The 14033-nt window shown below is 64.3% G+C and carries 17 protein-coding genes and 1 pseudogene; 10 read left to right on the top strand and 8 right to left on the bottom strand.

Annotated elements, in window-relative coordinates; genetic code table 11:
- Positions 1-71: 71 nt before the first annotated feature.
- The gene (locus AC3CCI_RS15560; RefSeq protein WP_488628729.1) at positions 72-251 is read left to right on the top strand and encodes a hypothetical protein; all 180 of its coding nucleotides are present in this window, start codon (positions 72-74) and stop codon (positions 249-251) included.
- Between the two features lie 196 nt (positions 252-447).
- Here AC3CCI_RS15560 and AC3CCI_RS15555 read toward each other — a convergent pair whose 3' ends face one another.
- The 5 genes from AC3CCI_RS15555 to AC3CCI_RS15535 all read right to left on the bottom strand — a co-directional run bounded on the left by AC3CCI_RS15555 (position 448) and on the right by AC3CCI_RS15535 (position 4251).
- Positions 448-600, bottom strand: a complete 153-nt coding sequence (locus AC3CCI_RS15555) for a hypothetical protein (RefSeq protein WP_488628728.1) — start codon at positions 598-600, stop codon at positions 448-450.
- Positions 601-619: 19 nt separating this feature from the next.
- On the bottom strand, positions 620-955 hold the full coding sequence (locus AC3CCI_RS15550; RefSeq protein WP_488628727.1) for a hypothetical protein: 336 nt from the start codon (positions 953-955) through the stop codon (positions 620-622).
- Positions 956-1000: 45 nt separating this feature from the next.
- On the bottom strand, positions 1001-1282 hold the full coding sequence (locus AC3CCI_RS15545) for a hypothetical protein (RefSeq protein WP_488628726.1): 282 nt from the start codon (positions 1280-1282) through the stop codon (positions 1001-1003).
- Positions 1283-1874: 592 nt separating this feature from the next.
- The gene (locus AC3CCI_RS15540; RefSeq protein ID WP_488628725.1) at positions 1875-2606 is read right to left on the bottom strand and encodes a hypothetical protein; all 732 of its coding nucleotides are present in this window, start codon (positions 2604-2606) and stop codon (positions 1875-1877) included.
- Entirely contained in the window at positions 2593-4251 is a 1659-nt protein-coding gene (locus AC3CCI_RS15535; protein ID WP_488628724.1) for an N-6 DNA methylase, read from the bottom strand. Before AC3CCI_RS15535 ends, AC3CCI_RS15540 begins: the two co-directional genes overlap by 14 nt.
- 545 nt (positions 4252-4796) lie before the next feature.
- Here AC3CCI_RS15535 and AC3CCI_RS15530 point away from each other — a divergent pair.
- The 7 genes from AC3CCI_RS15530 (at position 4797) to AC3CCI_RS15500 (ending at position 9635) form a co-directional block, all read left to right on the top strand.
- Positions 4797-5633 carry a hypothetical protein gene (locus tag AC3CCI_RS15530; protein ID WP_488628723.1) on the top strand — a complete coding sequence of 279 codons (837 nt, stop codon included), beginning with the start codon at positions 4797-4799 and terminating at the stop codon, positions 5631-5633.
- Positions 5634-6320: 687 nt separating this feature from the next.
- A complete protein-coding gene (locus tag AC3CCI_RS15525; RefSeq protein ID WP_488628722.1) occupies positions 6321-6506 on the top strand; it encodes a hypothetical protein in 186 nt (61 codons plus the stop codon).
- A 223-nt stretch (positions 6507-6729) separates the two neighbouring features.
- On the top strand, positions 6730-7605 hold the full coding sequence (locus tag AC3CCI_RS15520) for an alpha/beta hydrolase (protein WP_488628760.1): 876 nt from the start codon (positions 6730-6732) through the stop codon (positions 7603-7605).
- A 124-nt stretch (positions 7606-7729) separates the two neighbouring features.
- Positions 7730-7930, top strand: coding sequence for a hypothetical protein (locus AC3CCI_RS15515; RefSeq protein ID WP_488628721.1), 201 nt, complete (start codon positions 7730-7732; stop codon positions 7928-7930).
- A 30-nt stretch (positions 7931-7960) separates the two neighbouring features.
- Positions 7961-8134, top strand: coding sequence for a hypothetical protein (locus AC3CCI_RS15510; RefSeq protein WP_488628720.1), 174 nt, complete (start codon positions 7961-7963; stop codon positions 8132-8134).
- 76 nt (positions 8135-8210) lie between these two features.
- Positions 8211-8711, top strand: a complete 501-nt coding sequence (locus AC3CCI_RS15505; RefSeq protein WP_488628719.1) for a hypothetical protein — start codon at positions 8211-8213, stop codon at positions 8709-8711.
- Positions 8712-8840: 129 nt separating this feature from the next.
- On the top strand, positions 8841-9635 hold the full coding sequence (locus AC3CCI_RS15500; RefSeq protein WP_488628718.1) for a GH25 family lysozyme: 795 nt from the start codon (positions 8841-8843) through the stop codon (positions 9633-9635).
- A 63-nt stretch (positions 9636-9698) separates the two neighbouring features.
- On the opposite strand, the gene AC3CCI_RS15495 is transcribed toward AC3CCI_RS15500, so the two are convergent.
- A complete protein-coding gene (locus AC3CCI_RS15495) occupies positions 9699-10028 on the bottom strand; it encodes a hypothetical protein (RefSeq protein WP_488628717.1) in 330 nt (109 codons plus the stop codon).
- A gap of 668 nt (positions 10029-10696) precedes the next feature.
- Positions 10697-11269: pseudogene (locus tag AC3CCI_RS15490) on the bottom strand (recombinase family protein).
- A 239-nt stretch (positions 11270-11508) separates the two neighbouring features.
- On the opposite strand from AC3CCI_RS15490, the gene AC3CCI_RS15485 reads away from it, so the two are divergent.
- Both AC3CCI_RS15485 and AC3CCI_RS15480 read left to right on the top strand, forming a co-directional pair.
- Complete coding sequence (locus tag AC3CCI_RS15485) at positions 11509-12357, top strand: serine/threonine-protein kinase (protein ID WP_488628716.1); 849 nt, start codon at positions 11509-11511, stop codon at positions 12355-12357.
- Complete coding sequence (locus tag AC3CCI_RS15480; protein ID WP_488628715.1) at positions 12354-13550, top strand: hypothetical protein; 1197 nt, start codon at positions 12354-12356, stop codon at positions 13548-13550. The genes AC3CCI_RS15485 and AC3CCI_RS15480 overlap by 4 nt, the downstream gene beginning before the upstream one ends.
- A gap of 21 nt (positions 13551-13571) precedes the next feature.
- Here AC3CCI_RS15480 and AC3CCI_RS15475 read toward each other — a convergent pair whose 3' ends face one another.
- Positions 13572-14009: a hypothetical protein gene (locus AC3CCI_RS15475; RefSeq protein WP_488628759.1), complete on the bottom strand. Its 438-nt coding sequence runs from the start codon at positions 14007-14009 to the stop codon at positions 13572-13574.
- Between the last annotated feature and the right edge of the window lie 24 nt (positions 14010-14033).

Genomic DNA, 14033 nt, shown 5'->3' with positions numbered 1-14033 from the left:
CGCGCAGCGGCTCCCCGGGAGCGCAGCGACTCCCCCGGACTGCGCAGCGGGCGGTTCGCTACGGTCGACCCGTGATGATGCGAGTCGTAATCCTTCTAGGCGTCGGCGTCATGGTGGTCATCGCCGTGGTCGCGATGGTGCTCATGGTGAGAGACATTCGCGCCAATCGCTCTATGTCTCGCCGTGCACTCGTAACGCTCTGCGCGGCTGGCGTCGTCGGGGCTGCGACCATCGCCTACGCCGTCATCTGACGCAAGCTCTTTTCGGCTGGCACCGGTCTCGAGAACGGTCTGCGCGCACGAAGAAGCCCCCGCCCGGCTGGGGGGAGTCGGAATGCGGGGGCTGCTGCTGGCTAGCGGGTTAGGGGCCGCCCGGCAGCTCGTGGCCAGCTTGGGGCGAAGCTGACCGGGGCCAAGCTACGCGCGGCCCCTGACGGCTCTCTCGGGCTCAGTAGGGAGCGACCGAGGTCACGATGCGATCCTCGGGCAGCGTGGCGCGCACCTGGTCGATCGCGTCGGTCGGCGTCGGAGCGTTGACCTCGACGGCCACGGCCTCGGCGCTCGTGTCGCCCTTGGGACGGTGCCTGACGAACCAGCTCATGACCGGGCGCTACCCGCGGTCACGACGGCCACTCGTCCGGCTCGGGGCGCAGGCGGCCCGTCAGGGCCGACAGCTCGGCCTCGTGCTGGATCATCCACGCGACGGCGCTGTTCAGGCTGTCATCTCTGCGTAGCCAGGGCCGCCCGCCGGCATCGTCCCGGCCGTGGGCGTAGCAGTGGTAGACGATGCCACCCAACTCGGCGCGCGAGAGAACGTAGCCGAGGGGCGCAGAGCGAACCCGGCGGACCTGCCAGACACCGAACTGTCCCGGTGCCGGCGGCACCGCGAACGGGTGCGTCGGGATCGGCCGGCGCAGAATCTTCGCCGCTGCCTGTCCTGACCCTCGAACTCCCACGGCGGGAGCGTACGTTCCACCCCCGTCAAGACAGTTTGATTACCTCTAGCGCAGGCGAGCTCGCTGCCGCAGCTCTTCCACCGGGCAGACATCACCGATGAAAACGGCGGTCGCCTGCGCGTCCCACGTAATTACGTAGTCGTCGTCGCGCCCGGGCACGTTGAAGGTCGTCACGCGCGAAACGTGAGGAGTTCCATCGATGCCATGCCCGCGAGGATTGCCCTTGATCGCTCTCAACTCCGTACTGGCCGCCGAGTAGAGCAGAGGGTCGTTGTCGCGCCAGAAGCGAAGTCGCGCTTTTGTAGCGTCCTGATACCGAAGTTCCATCTACCTAGTCTAGCAGCCCAATGTGGGCGCATGGGATACGGGGTCATTCGGGCAGTTGGGTAGTAGACCAGAGTGGGTGTATTGTCAGTGACGAGTCATTGATTAGTCACTTGGAGGACCCGCATGACGATGATTGAAATCGACGTCGACGAACGTGGGCGTGCATCCCTGAAGAGTGGTGGCGTGGCCGCTGGCCGTTACCGCATCTCCGCCCTGCCTGGCGCGTTCAAGCTGGAACGGGTTCAGAGCCACACAGCAGCTGAGCTTCTAGCCCTAGGAGACTCTGACATCGTTGCGGCTCATAGGGCGATGCGCAGCTCGCCGGAACTTTTCACGCCAGCCGAAGACCTGCCGTAAAGCATCGACCGACACTGGGCCCTAGGAAACTGGGGCCCAGTGTCGTTTTTCTTTAGCGTCGGCTTCAGTAGCCGATGTGTCGACGACTCTGACCAGGAGCGGCCAAAGGTGCCCGAAAGACGATCGCCAGTCGGACGCGACGAATTTCTGAGGCATGCGTGCACTGCCGGGAGGTTCGTTGTACCCGGCTTTTTTGCAGATACGCGGCTGAGGTCAGCAGATGCTCGAACGCGGGTCAAGCCTTGCTGACGTGTCCGTCGAGCCCTTCGTACAGATCGAAGTTCCGCTCGCCGATCAGGGCGACAAGGGTGTTGAAAGCCTCAGCTAGTGGGACCTCGGTAGCGAGGTCGTTCGCCTCGAACGCGCGAAGCGAAGGCGCCGTGTCATTGAGGTCGGCCAGAAGGACGTAGAACTTCTCGTACTGCTCATCACGCCCCGCTGGGTCCTGACGGCCAGTAAACAGTCGCAAGCGGGGACCCGCGTTAAGGAACGTGGATTTGCGTCGCCCAGTGCCGTCGCTCTCGGCACCGACGTCGAAGATGAGCAACGCGGCCAAGACGGCGTAGGGGAAGCGTCGGTGCAGGGTGACCGCTTCATTGAGGAGGTCGGCGCGGCGGTTTGTGAGGTTTTTTTGGAAGTTCAGCGTCTTGCCGTCGCGGAAGAGAATCGTCTTGACGCTGACGGCGAGAATCAGACCCGACTCCTCGGTGGCCCAGGTGACGTCGACCTTCTTTGCGCCGATGCCGCCTGCGAGCCGCCGCTCGGCACCGCTCGTGCCGGCCTCCCCTGGTCCGGTGGGTCGTGCGCCGTCCATGCCTCGCGCGCGCAACTCTGACGAGACCGCGAGAGCGACTGCCGCAGACAACTTCTCGTTGTAGTTCTTCTTCGTCGCCTGGGGGGCGTCGTTCCCAGGCTTGGATCCGCAAGAGCGGATCGCAGCGATCAGCCGGTCGTCAACCGTTGCCACGTCGGCTCCTCGCTTCCCGTCGACCGGCCAGCGCCGCACGCGCGGCGCGAATCTCTGCGACTTCGTGTCGGCGCATGCCGAGAGCACGAACTAGGAGCACATCGTCGACGAGCTTCGCCGCGTCCAGGACGTTTCCGTTGCGCAGCTTCCCTGCTACCTGTGGCCGGATCGCGAGCAAGTCGTCCCTCGCGGCCTCTACGACCGAGGGTGATGGTAGGGCCCACAAGTCGGCTTCGCCGGGCTCCATCTTCAACATGCCCCCGCCGTATGCGCGGCCGGTGAATTCTGCGCCGAGCATAGTGACTGAGTTGAGAGCGGCGACGGGCAGGAGCTCGCGGCCGAGCTTCTTGTGCTCGGCCGTGAGGTAGATCCCGTGGACGGAGTTGAGGTGTAGCGCTCCGGCGCTGTTGGTCGTCAGGCGCGGAGTGTCGGCGTTCATGTAGGTCAGCAGCATGTCGGCCTTAGCGACGAGGGGCACTCGCCACCAGTCTTTCCGCACGCGGCACTTGTAGGCCGTGTGAACGGCGTCGGCCTCGCCCTGGGCAATGTATGCGAGGGCCGCATCGGAGGGGTCGACTGAGGGACGGAACAGCATGGTTCTTTTCCCCGCCCGTCCCAGCTCAGTGTGAGCACGAGTCGAGAACTCGAGCCCTCTCAGGTGGCTTGATCCTGGCGGGGAGAGACGTAATACCTCACGGGGAAGCAGGCCTAGCTGCTCTACCTGGTCGGGGCTAAGTGCGAAGTACTTGTTGTTGCCGGTGACCATGCCCAGCGTCGTCTCGCCCCAGGTCTTCAATGCCGTGAACGTGCCGCCGAGGATGAGCTTCGCGTAGATGCCGGCCGCTTCTGGGCTGACCGTCGACCCGGACCATTTTGCGGACGGGTCGGTCGGGGTCCAGGTCGCGGCTGCCGGCATGTCGAGGGTCAGCGCGTCTGCATCTTGAACTTGCCGGATGCGGGCATGGTCGGTGGAGCCGCCGTAACCGTCGGCCAGCAGCAGCAGAGCCTCCGTCTCGGCCTCCGCAAACACCCGCTCCTCGAACAGAACGAGGTCCACCCGCGAGAAGTTCTCGAACAGGAACCGCCGCACTGGAGCGGCGTAGTTCGCGTGCAGCAGCTCCGCCGGAAGGACGTAGCCAAGACGTCCGCCAGGTTGCAGGCTCAACGCGCCGTGCACCGTGAAGGCTGCCCATGACGACGCCAGCCCGGAGAGCGCCACGCCGCCTCGCAGCGCAGCGGCGCGTGCCTTCGCGCGCGACTCGCCGGCGAAGTCCTGGAACCGGATGTAGGGCGGGTTTCCGACGACGGCCGAGTAACGGGCCGCCGCGGGGGTGTCGAAGAAGTCGCCCACCGCCATGTCGACACTGCCGCCCGCATCTGCGATCCGCTCAGCGCCGAAGTCAGCGCTCCATTGATGCAGCTCCACCCCGTGCACATGAGGTTCGGTGGCGCCGAGGTCATGCAGACGGGCGACGGCATGCACAAGGAACTCGGCGTCACCGGCGGAAGGTTCCAGCACGGCATCCTGCGGCGTGCGAACGGCCCAATCCGCCACGAACGCTGCGATCTTGGGAGGCGTGAAGAACGCTCCTCGCGCCTTCCGCAGAGGCGCGCTGTCGAGCGGATCGCGCGCACCAAGAGTCACCACACCATCTTGCCCTGTATCAGCGACGTTTCACTCCGCTGACTACCGCGCCGCCCCACAAGACGGACTGATCACGCGGTTCGGTCGAACCACCCGCGCCCCGCCGTCAGTTCCGGCTCACGGACTCGTGTAGCTGGACACAGAAGTAGCCCCTGGCCGTCATCGCCGCGGCGACTCAGGTCAAGGGCTACCCCGTCACAGCAGAGTCGGCAGACACGACGTCTGGCCCAACCGTTCTCACTGCCGCGCGGGATCCTGGACTTCCGTTGCGGTCTGGCTGCTGTAGACACAACGGTAGCGGAACTTGTCGCCCAACGCAACCTACCCATCGTCAGCGTAGCACTATCGGCTAGGAATTGCTAGGATTAGTTGTCTGCGTAGGGTCAAACCCGTGGTTTGCGTGATGCCTCAGCCATGGTTTGTGTAGCGTAGTATGAGATCACTCCATCGTAATTTCCTGGAAGGTGCCCGACATGGATGCAGTTGACGTGTCTCGGGAGCGTGCAACCCAGCTGGCTGGTCGCCTGGCTCGGAAGCGAGTAGCGGTGCGATCGTCGTTCATCGTCTCGATGGACCCAGAAACCCCGCCACCCATGACGCTGATGATGCGCGGTGGCCGAGGTGGCGAGGTAAAGCTGAAACTTCTTCTCTCGATGCTCTGGATAGCGGTCAAGGAGCCCTACGACGTCCGGCAACCGGCCCGGGTGTGGGCAGAGCTGCTCGGACTAGACGAACCGGAAACCCGAGGGGCAGCTCGAGTCAACGCAGCGGTTCGACGCCTCGTGGAAGGTGACTTCCTTGAAGTCGACAAGCGGCCAGGCCAGCCGTCTCGCCTGATCCTCCGGGAGGAGACCGGTCGGGGTGCCGCGTATACGCATCCGGGTAGCCACTGGGAGAAACGCGAAGGCCTAGCTCTGCCCAAGAACGCACCCCGGTACACGCAGCTACCAACAGGGCTCTGGACTCAGGGCTGGATGGCAACACTGAGCACATCCGCTGTCGCCATGCTTCTGGTCCTGCTCGAACAGACTCGCGGTAAGTACTACGACGACCTCTGGTTCTCCCCCTCTGTAGCCGCGAAGCGATACGGGCTGAGCGAGACCACTCGCCGCAAGGGAATCGATGAACTCGACACTCTTGGAATCATCACAGTGGATCGGGTTCCGGTTGGCCGTGGCTCACTGTCGGCGATTCGACGGCGGAACACGTACTCGGTCGATCTTGCGCGGCTGGACGAGCGCCCCGAGGACAAAGCAAAACGGCTGCTCGTACCTCGACCAGGCGCGCAGGCGCGCGAAACCGACTTCGCGGAATTGATCGAGGACATGAAGCGAAGGCAGGCGGCTGCAATGGCCGAGAGTTCCGTCGCGGCCGCTGAATAGCTGAACCCCCGTCGGCTACAGGATCATCGAGGCGATGACGTGACTGTTGAAGCTGCAAAGCAGATCTTCTAGGCCCTGGCCTTCCGGCGAATGTAAGTAGACATGGCCTCCCAAGCCGTGGCCTCTTCAACAGGCGTGCACTCCGCCTTGCCCTCACTTGAGGTCGCCGTGAATGGGCGCGACTGCTCCTGCGCCTTCACCGTGAGCCGGCCCCTCCTGGTGATGGTGACAAACCTGTGCAAACCCCCTGCTCCTTCAGACCATCTGTAGTCAACGCGAAACTTCCACTCGTGACGGTCCCTCTCCCACCAGGGGCCGTCACGTCGATCTGTGAATGGCACTTTGCGAGCGAGGGCTTCCTTGGCAAATTGCTTGGCCAACCGCTGCCACACTGCCCACGCAGTCTCTGTTGTCATGCCCGCAATTTAGTCCGCGAATTTCTGGAGCCATGAGACGCAGGCCACTACGAGCGCGCCAGGGTTCTCCCCGCTGCGGTTCTCTGCCTGCGAAGACACCGTGGGCATGGTCGAGATGGCCCTCGACCAGCACCGCGGTGATCTCGACACCTGCCGTCCACGTCGACGTCGTTTGGGCTCTGAAGTTTGGAACCAGACAGAAAAATGCGGGTGAGAACTCGCGTGCCCCTCTCGTGGCAACAATGTCGGCGGGTACCGCTACGGTCCGGCCATGGAAATGCTTCACACGGGCCTTGGAGCCCTCATCGCGGCCATCGGAGTCGCCTTCGTCGCGCTCGTAGCAACCAAGACTGCAGCCGGGCTCTGGATCGTCGTCAGTCTGGTCGGGCGCGGGCTGTACTGGGCGACGATCGGCTGGTGGGTCAATCGCATGAAGCGTGCCGTCATGGGCTACTGAGGCGTCTCGATAGACGATCGGCCACCGATCCACGGCGGAGGCTAGCCACTCCCCCGCAGCTACGGGGCGCCGACTGTCTCGATAGGTCAGTCCGAAACGTATCTCGGTGAACGATCCCCTATCGGACGCCTCTCACCGACTCGAATGCTTCTCGAGGTGGACGACATCGGTGCACCCAGCTGGTCCACTTGTCCCATGACCAACAGCACTACGCAAGCTCGTTCTGCGCCCTGCCACTGCTCGCTCGAGACCGGACACCATGCGGTCAACTGATCCGGCTCGTGTCGCATCGAAGATCGCTCACGGGTCTAAGGACACGGTCTCCGTTCGCTATTACGGCCCAACAGCGGGCGGGGAATCGGCCTCAGGCCCCACCCTGCTCTGGCTGCATGGCGGTGGCTTCTTCCGAGGCAGCCTCGACCAACCGGAAGCACATGACGTTGCAGGAGCGCTCGCACGGCAGGGACTGGCTGTGGCCACCGTGGGCTACCGCTTGGCGCCTCCTCCGGGCTTGAGCTGGGTCAGATCACGGACAGGACGTGCTCGAGGGCGATTCCCTCTGCCATTGGATGACGTCCTCGCGGCGTATCGCGAAGTGAGTGCTCGATCACCTGAAGGCGTGATCCTAGGTGGGGCAAGTGCGGGGGCGTGTCTCGCCGCCGCGGCCACCCTTCGTGCCATGGATGAGGGTCTTCGCCCGGAAGGCGCCATCTTCGTCTACGGCTTCTTCCACTCCGAGCACCCTCGAGCGCGAGACCCTCGTCAGCGATCTCGTCAGCACCGCCGGATCACTCACGCTCCGTGGGCGCTGGACGTGATGAACCGCAACTACGCCGGGTCGAGAGCTTCACTGAGCCATCGCCTCGCATTCCCGGGTGGCCACGAACTCGGCGACTTCCCTCGCACCCTCGTCGTCAATGCCGAGCACGACAACATGCGCGCATCCGGTGACCTCTTCGCCGCCGAACTCGGCGCCACGGGAGTCGATCTGGAGCATCACGTCCTCCCTGGGACACGGCACGCATTCCTGAATAGGCCCGCCCTCGACGAGTTCGCCACGACGATCTCCATGATCGGTGCATGGAGCCAAGACGGTTGACGATCACGGGCGCGGCTGGTGCCGCGTCTCGGGCTGGCCGAACCACCACGAGACCGGTGACCGATCCCCATCTGGGACGGCCTCTGAAGCGATCAACGATCCATCTCATGACAGGATCTGCACCGTGACCCTCGCGCTCGTGTGCCTCACCGCAGGCCTCACAGGTCTTTGTGCCGGCGTGTTCCTCCTTCGGAACCGAGAGGTCGTCAGTGCGAAGTTCAGCGTCGCGGCCGGCGTGGTGATCATCGTCGGATCGCTGGTACCGCTGTTGATCGGTGCCGTGGTGCTGCTGGTGACGGTGGCGCCGGGCATCTCCATCTCGTAGCCGGCCATCGACGCTCTCGAAAGGACCCCGGTGGCGTTCTCCCTGACCTTGATCATCGTCGGCGCCCTCGGCGTGGTCGGCGGCATCTGGCTGGCGATGGACAAGCGCGCAGCGAGCGTCGTCGGTGGCGTGATCATCGCGCTGCTTTCCCCGGTGCCGGTGCTCGTCGGGGTGGTCTTCCTCACCTGGGACACTTCCGTCTGACGAGTCATCCGCAGGGCGCACCCCTTTCGGGCGCCAGGCGGACGCGTCCGTGGTCGCCGTCGCTGAGGATGGGCAGATGGACGAGTACGCCCCGCCCCGGCTCGGCCGGCAGCTGCTTCTGCTCGTCGGCCTGTTCTTGGTCATCGGGCTCATCGTCGCGGGTGTCGTGGCGGCGCCGATCATCGCGGTGAACACGAAGCTGAACGAGCCGGGCGAGTACGGCGTCTGCAACCCCTTCTCCACGCGCTGCCACGACGTACCGCTTGAGACCATCAGCGCCGTGACAGGGGTGGACTTCCCCGAGGGGGCCAAGGTCATCACCTCGGAGGCCGTGGAGCATTCGATGCTGGGCATGGGCATCGAGTACGTCGAGGGCGCCGTCGAGGTGCCCGACGGCTGGGTCATCGAGCAACTGCCGGACAGTCCCGGGTACTCCACGATGGTCGAGCAGGAGCTCCTAGACCTCGGGGCCGACTCGATCGTCGTCTCCTCAGAGAGGACGGGCTACCTGCAGCACGGTCAGGGACAGGTCGGCGGCCAGAACGTCGTTGCGGTCTGGAGGCGCACCAACCCCTGAGACCAACCGGCTCGCTCGACGCCCCGCGAGCTGCAGCACGCACTGGGATCATCTGCCGGAACCGGTAGCGGGTTCGAGAACGTGCCCGCTCGCCCTGCCCCCGTAGCCTCGTCTCCTGTGGAGCCCAACGTGAACGAACACGAGAACAGAGACGACGCCTCAGCCCGAGCAGGCGCGCTTCCTCGACGACGCCGACAGCGCCGAGTCGCCATCTCGGCCGCCGCAGTCGCCCTCACGTTGCTCGTCATCGCCGCACTTCTCTTCACGGGCACGCTCTGGCCCACTCGCACAGCGGCCCTCCGGTACCCGGTGCAGGGCGTCGACGTGTCCGCGTACCAAGGCACGATCAACTGGGACGTCCTGGCGTCGCAGGACATCGACTTCGCCTGGATCAAGGCGACGGAAGGCTCGAGCTACCAAGACCCCCGGTTCGCCCGCAACTGGGCCGAAGCCCACGACACCGACCTGCTCGTCGGCGCCTACCACTTTCTCAGCGTCGACAGCCCGGGAACCGACCAAGCAGCCAACGTCATAGCCACCGTCTCCCGGAACCGGGGCGACCTGCCCGTCGTGGTCGACGTCGAGTGCTACGCCAAGTACTGCGATAGCCCTCCCCCGGCAGCCACAGTCAAGGAAGCGCTGGACCCGCTCCTGCTTGCCATCGAACAGCACTACGGCCGACCGGCCGTGCTGTACGCGACCCGCGACTGGTACGAGCGATACCTCGCCGGGAGCTACCCCGACAACCCCATCTGGTTCCGCTCGGTCGCCACCTCCCCGCATCTCACCGACCACCGCGACTGGGCCTTTTGGCAGTGGTCGGCACGCGAGCAGCTCGACGGGTACGACGGCGACGAAAAGTTCATCGATATGAACGCCTTCAGAGGCAACCGCGAAGAACTGGAGTCGTTGCTGCTGCCCTGACACCCCGCCGTCGCGTCCGCCCTGACGCCCGGAGCAGGATCCCCTATCGGGCGTCGTGGCTGACTAGGTCCAGTCGTCGGGCAGGCTTGTCCCAAGCCGCTTCTCGGAGTTTCGCGATGATGAGGTGCGTTTCTGCCGTTCCTGTTCCTCGAACTTCGCGTTCCAAGCTGCTTGTTCTGCCCGGTTTAGACGAGCGTCCTTGATGCCTCTGTAGATGAAGCCAACGAACAGGACGACGAAGACGCCTAGCCAGAGCATCCACGAGGCAAAGGTGGGCACGTCGAAAATGGCTCGGTACAGGAATGTCCCCTGCACGCCCATCGCAGCCATGGTCAAACCAGCAGTACGAACCCCGCGCTGAGTTTTTCCCGGAAGAGGGTCGTACTTGTTCATGGCCACCTCCGAGTATCGGACCACTTTGTGCCCAGCTCCCTGGACGATGGCTTACCGGACGCTGCACCTACCAATTCAGGTTCAGGAAGCTAAGAACGATGCCCAATGTTCCGATGGCCACAAAGCCGATTCCGGCGGCTTTGGCGTTCCGTGAGGTGTAGGCACCATCAACTCCCTCGCGACCGGGCACTCGACTGCTCGTCTTTCCTAGCCAAGACGCGAGAGACGCTGAGTTCCGGAGGACAAGAGCACCCGAGACCAGCAGCACAAGACCGACGATGAGAGCGGGCCAGAACACAGTCATGCCCTGAGGCTAGGGCCCCGTGCGGTATTTGGGTTAGGGACCGGCGACCGGGCAGACCTGCGAGGGGTGTTCGCTCTATGTTCGTACTCATGCCCAAGCCCGCACGTAAACCTGCAGGTTGGGCGGTCGTCCCCTTGTACGCCGCCGGGGTCGCATTCATCGCCGACAGCTCGTACCGGTGGGCGACGACTGTCCCTGATGACTTCACGGAATGGTCCTCAGGAAGAAGCCTTGCCCTTCCGGGCTGGGGCTGGATAGCGCTCGGATATGGCTTGGGTCTCGCGATGCTCGCGTTCGCAACTCATGCCGAGCGGTGGCGTCGACGCTGGAGGTAGCGGACCCGCTGCTTCCGTTGAGCCCAAGCTCATTGGGCCTGCTCTCCACGCTGGATGGCTCGATACACCGTTGACCGGGCGACACCGAATAGCTCGGCGATTTCGCTCGTGGTGTGCTCTCCGGTGCGGTGCAGCTGCACGAGGTGCTTCTCCTGCGAGGCGGTGAGCTTGGGCTTTCGTCCGCGAAGCTTGCCAGCGGCCTACGCGATCGCCATGCCCTCCCGCGTGCGGGCACGGATCAGGTCTGCCTCGAACTCGGCCACCATCCCGAGGACATTGAACAGCAGCCGGCCCACGGGATCGGTGGGGTCGTAGACCGCTCCCCCGAGGTTCAGGGCGACACCCTTTTTCGTCAGCTCGTCGGCAATGTCTGTCGCGTCACGGAGGGACTGGGCCAACCGGTCGAGCTTCGTGACCACGAGGACGTCGCCGGCGCGGCAGGCAGCGAGCGCCTCGCGGAGGCCTGGCCGTGCTCGAGTCGTCCCTGAGAGGCCGTGGTCAACATGCACGTGTTGATCGCCAACACCGAGCGCTGAAAGACCATCACGTTGTGCTGCGAGATCCTGTCCGGACGTTGAGACGCGGGCGTAGCCGATGAGCATGCGACGGCTGTAGCGTTTGCACCCCCTTCACCGGGCAATTTTGCGGGACAGGCATACGCGAATCCGCAGGCCAGGCGCCACTTGATCTCGGCCGACCGTGGCAGGCCCCGAAGAGTGTCCCGATGAACGACCGCCTATCGGACACCTCTAGCCGCTCACCAATGTCACCTGTTTGCGGCCTAGAACCTTTAGTTGAAGATGCGTCAGTATGAAAGCTGGATGATCAGACAGGGGAATGCGTGAACCAGCCGACATTGACGCCGGCAGACGCCGCGACCGCGGTCGGGGGAACGACATCGACGTTCCTCGGCGCGGGGACATTCGGGGAGACATGGCGGGTCGACGATGTCCTCATCGACGGTGAACCTCGTTCGGCGGCCGTCAAGTTCCTACAGCCACACAACTTCCACCCGGGCTTGGTGGAGCGCGAGATCGCGGGCCTAACGGACATCTCGAGCCGGCGGATCATGGGGTTGCACGAGGTTCGCACGGTCTCAATCGGCGGTACGGACTACACCGCATTGCTTTGCGAATACCTGCCGGGTGGCAGTGTCCAGGACAACCTGGCCACCGACGGGGTCCCTGGGCAAGCGGACGCCCTTGCGTTCGCCACGGAGCTCCTGCATGCGGTTAAGCAACTGCATGCCGTAGACCGGGTGCACCGTGATCTGAAACCCGAGAACATCATGCTCCGCAACGGCAGCTGGGACAGCCCGGTCCTGATCGACCTGGGACTGTCGAAAGCCGCCACGGAGACGACGATGACGCGCTACCCACAGAGGGTGGGGTCGCTGCTGTTCATGGCGCCGGAGCAGCTGCGCGGCGAACGCGCCCGAAAGAGCTCTGATCTGTGGGCGTGCGGCGTAATCCTCTTCACCGTCCTGACTGGGCAGCACCCCTACATCACCTCCCTCAGCGGGAAAACTGAAGACGAGGTTGCGGAAGAGATCACGGGCCCCCCTCGAGCGCTTCCCGCACACCTCCCCGACGCCCTCCGCGAGGTCGTTCTCCGACTGCTGAGCGAGGACGCGTTCGAGCGCGGTACCGCGAAGCGTGCCCTCAAGGACCTGCGAAAGGCCACCAAGTGACAGACCAGCCCACCACCGCATCCCTGAACCGCATGCTCCGCGGGAAGGTCCCCACCTTCATCACCCAGCGCAGTGCACAGCACATGAACCGGCTTCCGGAGGTGTTCGACGCGCTCATGGATGAGCACGGCAAGAAGCTCGGCGTCGGGACCGCGATGAAGATGTGGGGCAACACCGAATCCGCGATCAGCAAGTACTTTTCCTCGGTCGGGACCGTCCCGCTGCGCATCGCAGACCCCGTGTTGTTCCGACACCCACTTTCCACCTGGGAGGGGATAGGAAAACTCGAGCCCGCGAAACGTGATCCCACCTTCACGTTCTACAACACGCTCCCCACCGCCGTGGACGCAGCGTGGATACGCAACGTCATCCGGGCCCAGTACCGGGTGGGCGCCACCGTCGCGCTCTCGGCCACGGGATGGGTCGGGACGATCAATGCCGCGGCAGCGCTGGACCAGGCGATGTTGATCGTGCGCGAGAGCCGAGCAGTCGTGGAAGACGGTCCCATGTTCGTCAACCTGACGATGGACAAGCAGTGGCTGATTAATCGGGAGCTGCGAAACCTGCTACTCCGCGAGCTAGTGGAGTCGAACGAGCAACACTGGTACCTGCGATTTTGGTGGCCGGACACCGCAAACTCCTATGGCCAACTCGCCGACCCAGACATCCTCCGCGGGTACCGCATCCTTACCGAGACCGCTGCGCGCGAGGACAAGAAACTTTTTCTCGCCAATGCGTCCCTCACCGGGTGGCTCATGGGCGCCTTCGGCGCTGCAGGGTTCTCGACCGGTGCGTCCGCTGCCGATCAGACGTTCGCACGACCACGACCGATGGGTCGCCGGCCTGGGCAGGCGCCCCCGAAGGAAATCCCGAGACTCTTCGACCGTTTCTTGCTGCACACGATGGATGCCACCGTCTTCGATCGCCTCCGAGCCCTCCCCGGACACCGCGACTTTCGAACTAGGTTCCTCGATGAAATCGACAGAGACGGGCACTCTAAGCCGGTCGCAGGGCTGCACTACCTTAACGCGGTTGGAAACCTTCAAGCCAAGATGCAGCCTGCGGTCCGTGTTGCCTTTGCGCGCCGCGCGATCGATCGCGGACTTGGATGGGTGAACGCGCTAGCTCAAGTCGACAAACCGGCCGGAGCCAACAGTCCTACCCACCTCCCCGTCTGGCAGACGATCCGCTGACACGTCACGGACCACCGCAAGTCAGTCGGGGGGTGTGTTCGTCGGGGGGAACCAGCCGAACACAGGTGACACCTGTCCGGTGCGTTCTCCGCGTGACCAGAGGGCGTGACTTCGTTCGGCTAGGAGCTCACGACCAACGGCGGTTGCCCGGCGGTCAAGCACTCGATGTGGGCGAGCGATGACGCGGTGACGCCTAGTGTCCGCGTTGACCAGGATCACTCCGACGCCGCGCTGGGCGATGGCATTGACCTGATCCTGCAGAGAACCGCTGGAGCGTTCGTCAAGGGCGATATATGCCGCATCGGCGGAATGGTACTGGTCCCGCGCCTGGTTGAAGGCGCGGAACCAGTCGCGCAGCTTAGCCTCAACCGTCACGACGCGCCGCCCAATTGGCGCTGTTCCCGGACAAAGCACGACGTCCTTGGCTTGCAGTTGTAGCCACCCCAGCTGTTCCAGCATCGGCAACGCGGAGCGCCGTAAATA

The organism is Frigoribacterium sp. CF331 (assembly GCF_057787905.1).
Note: the sequence above shows the minus strand (reverse complement) of the source record. Positions and strands in the feature narration are given on the sequence as shown.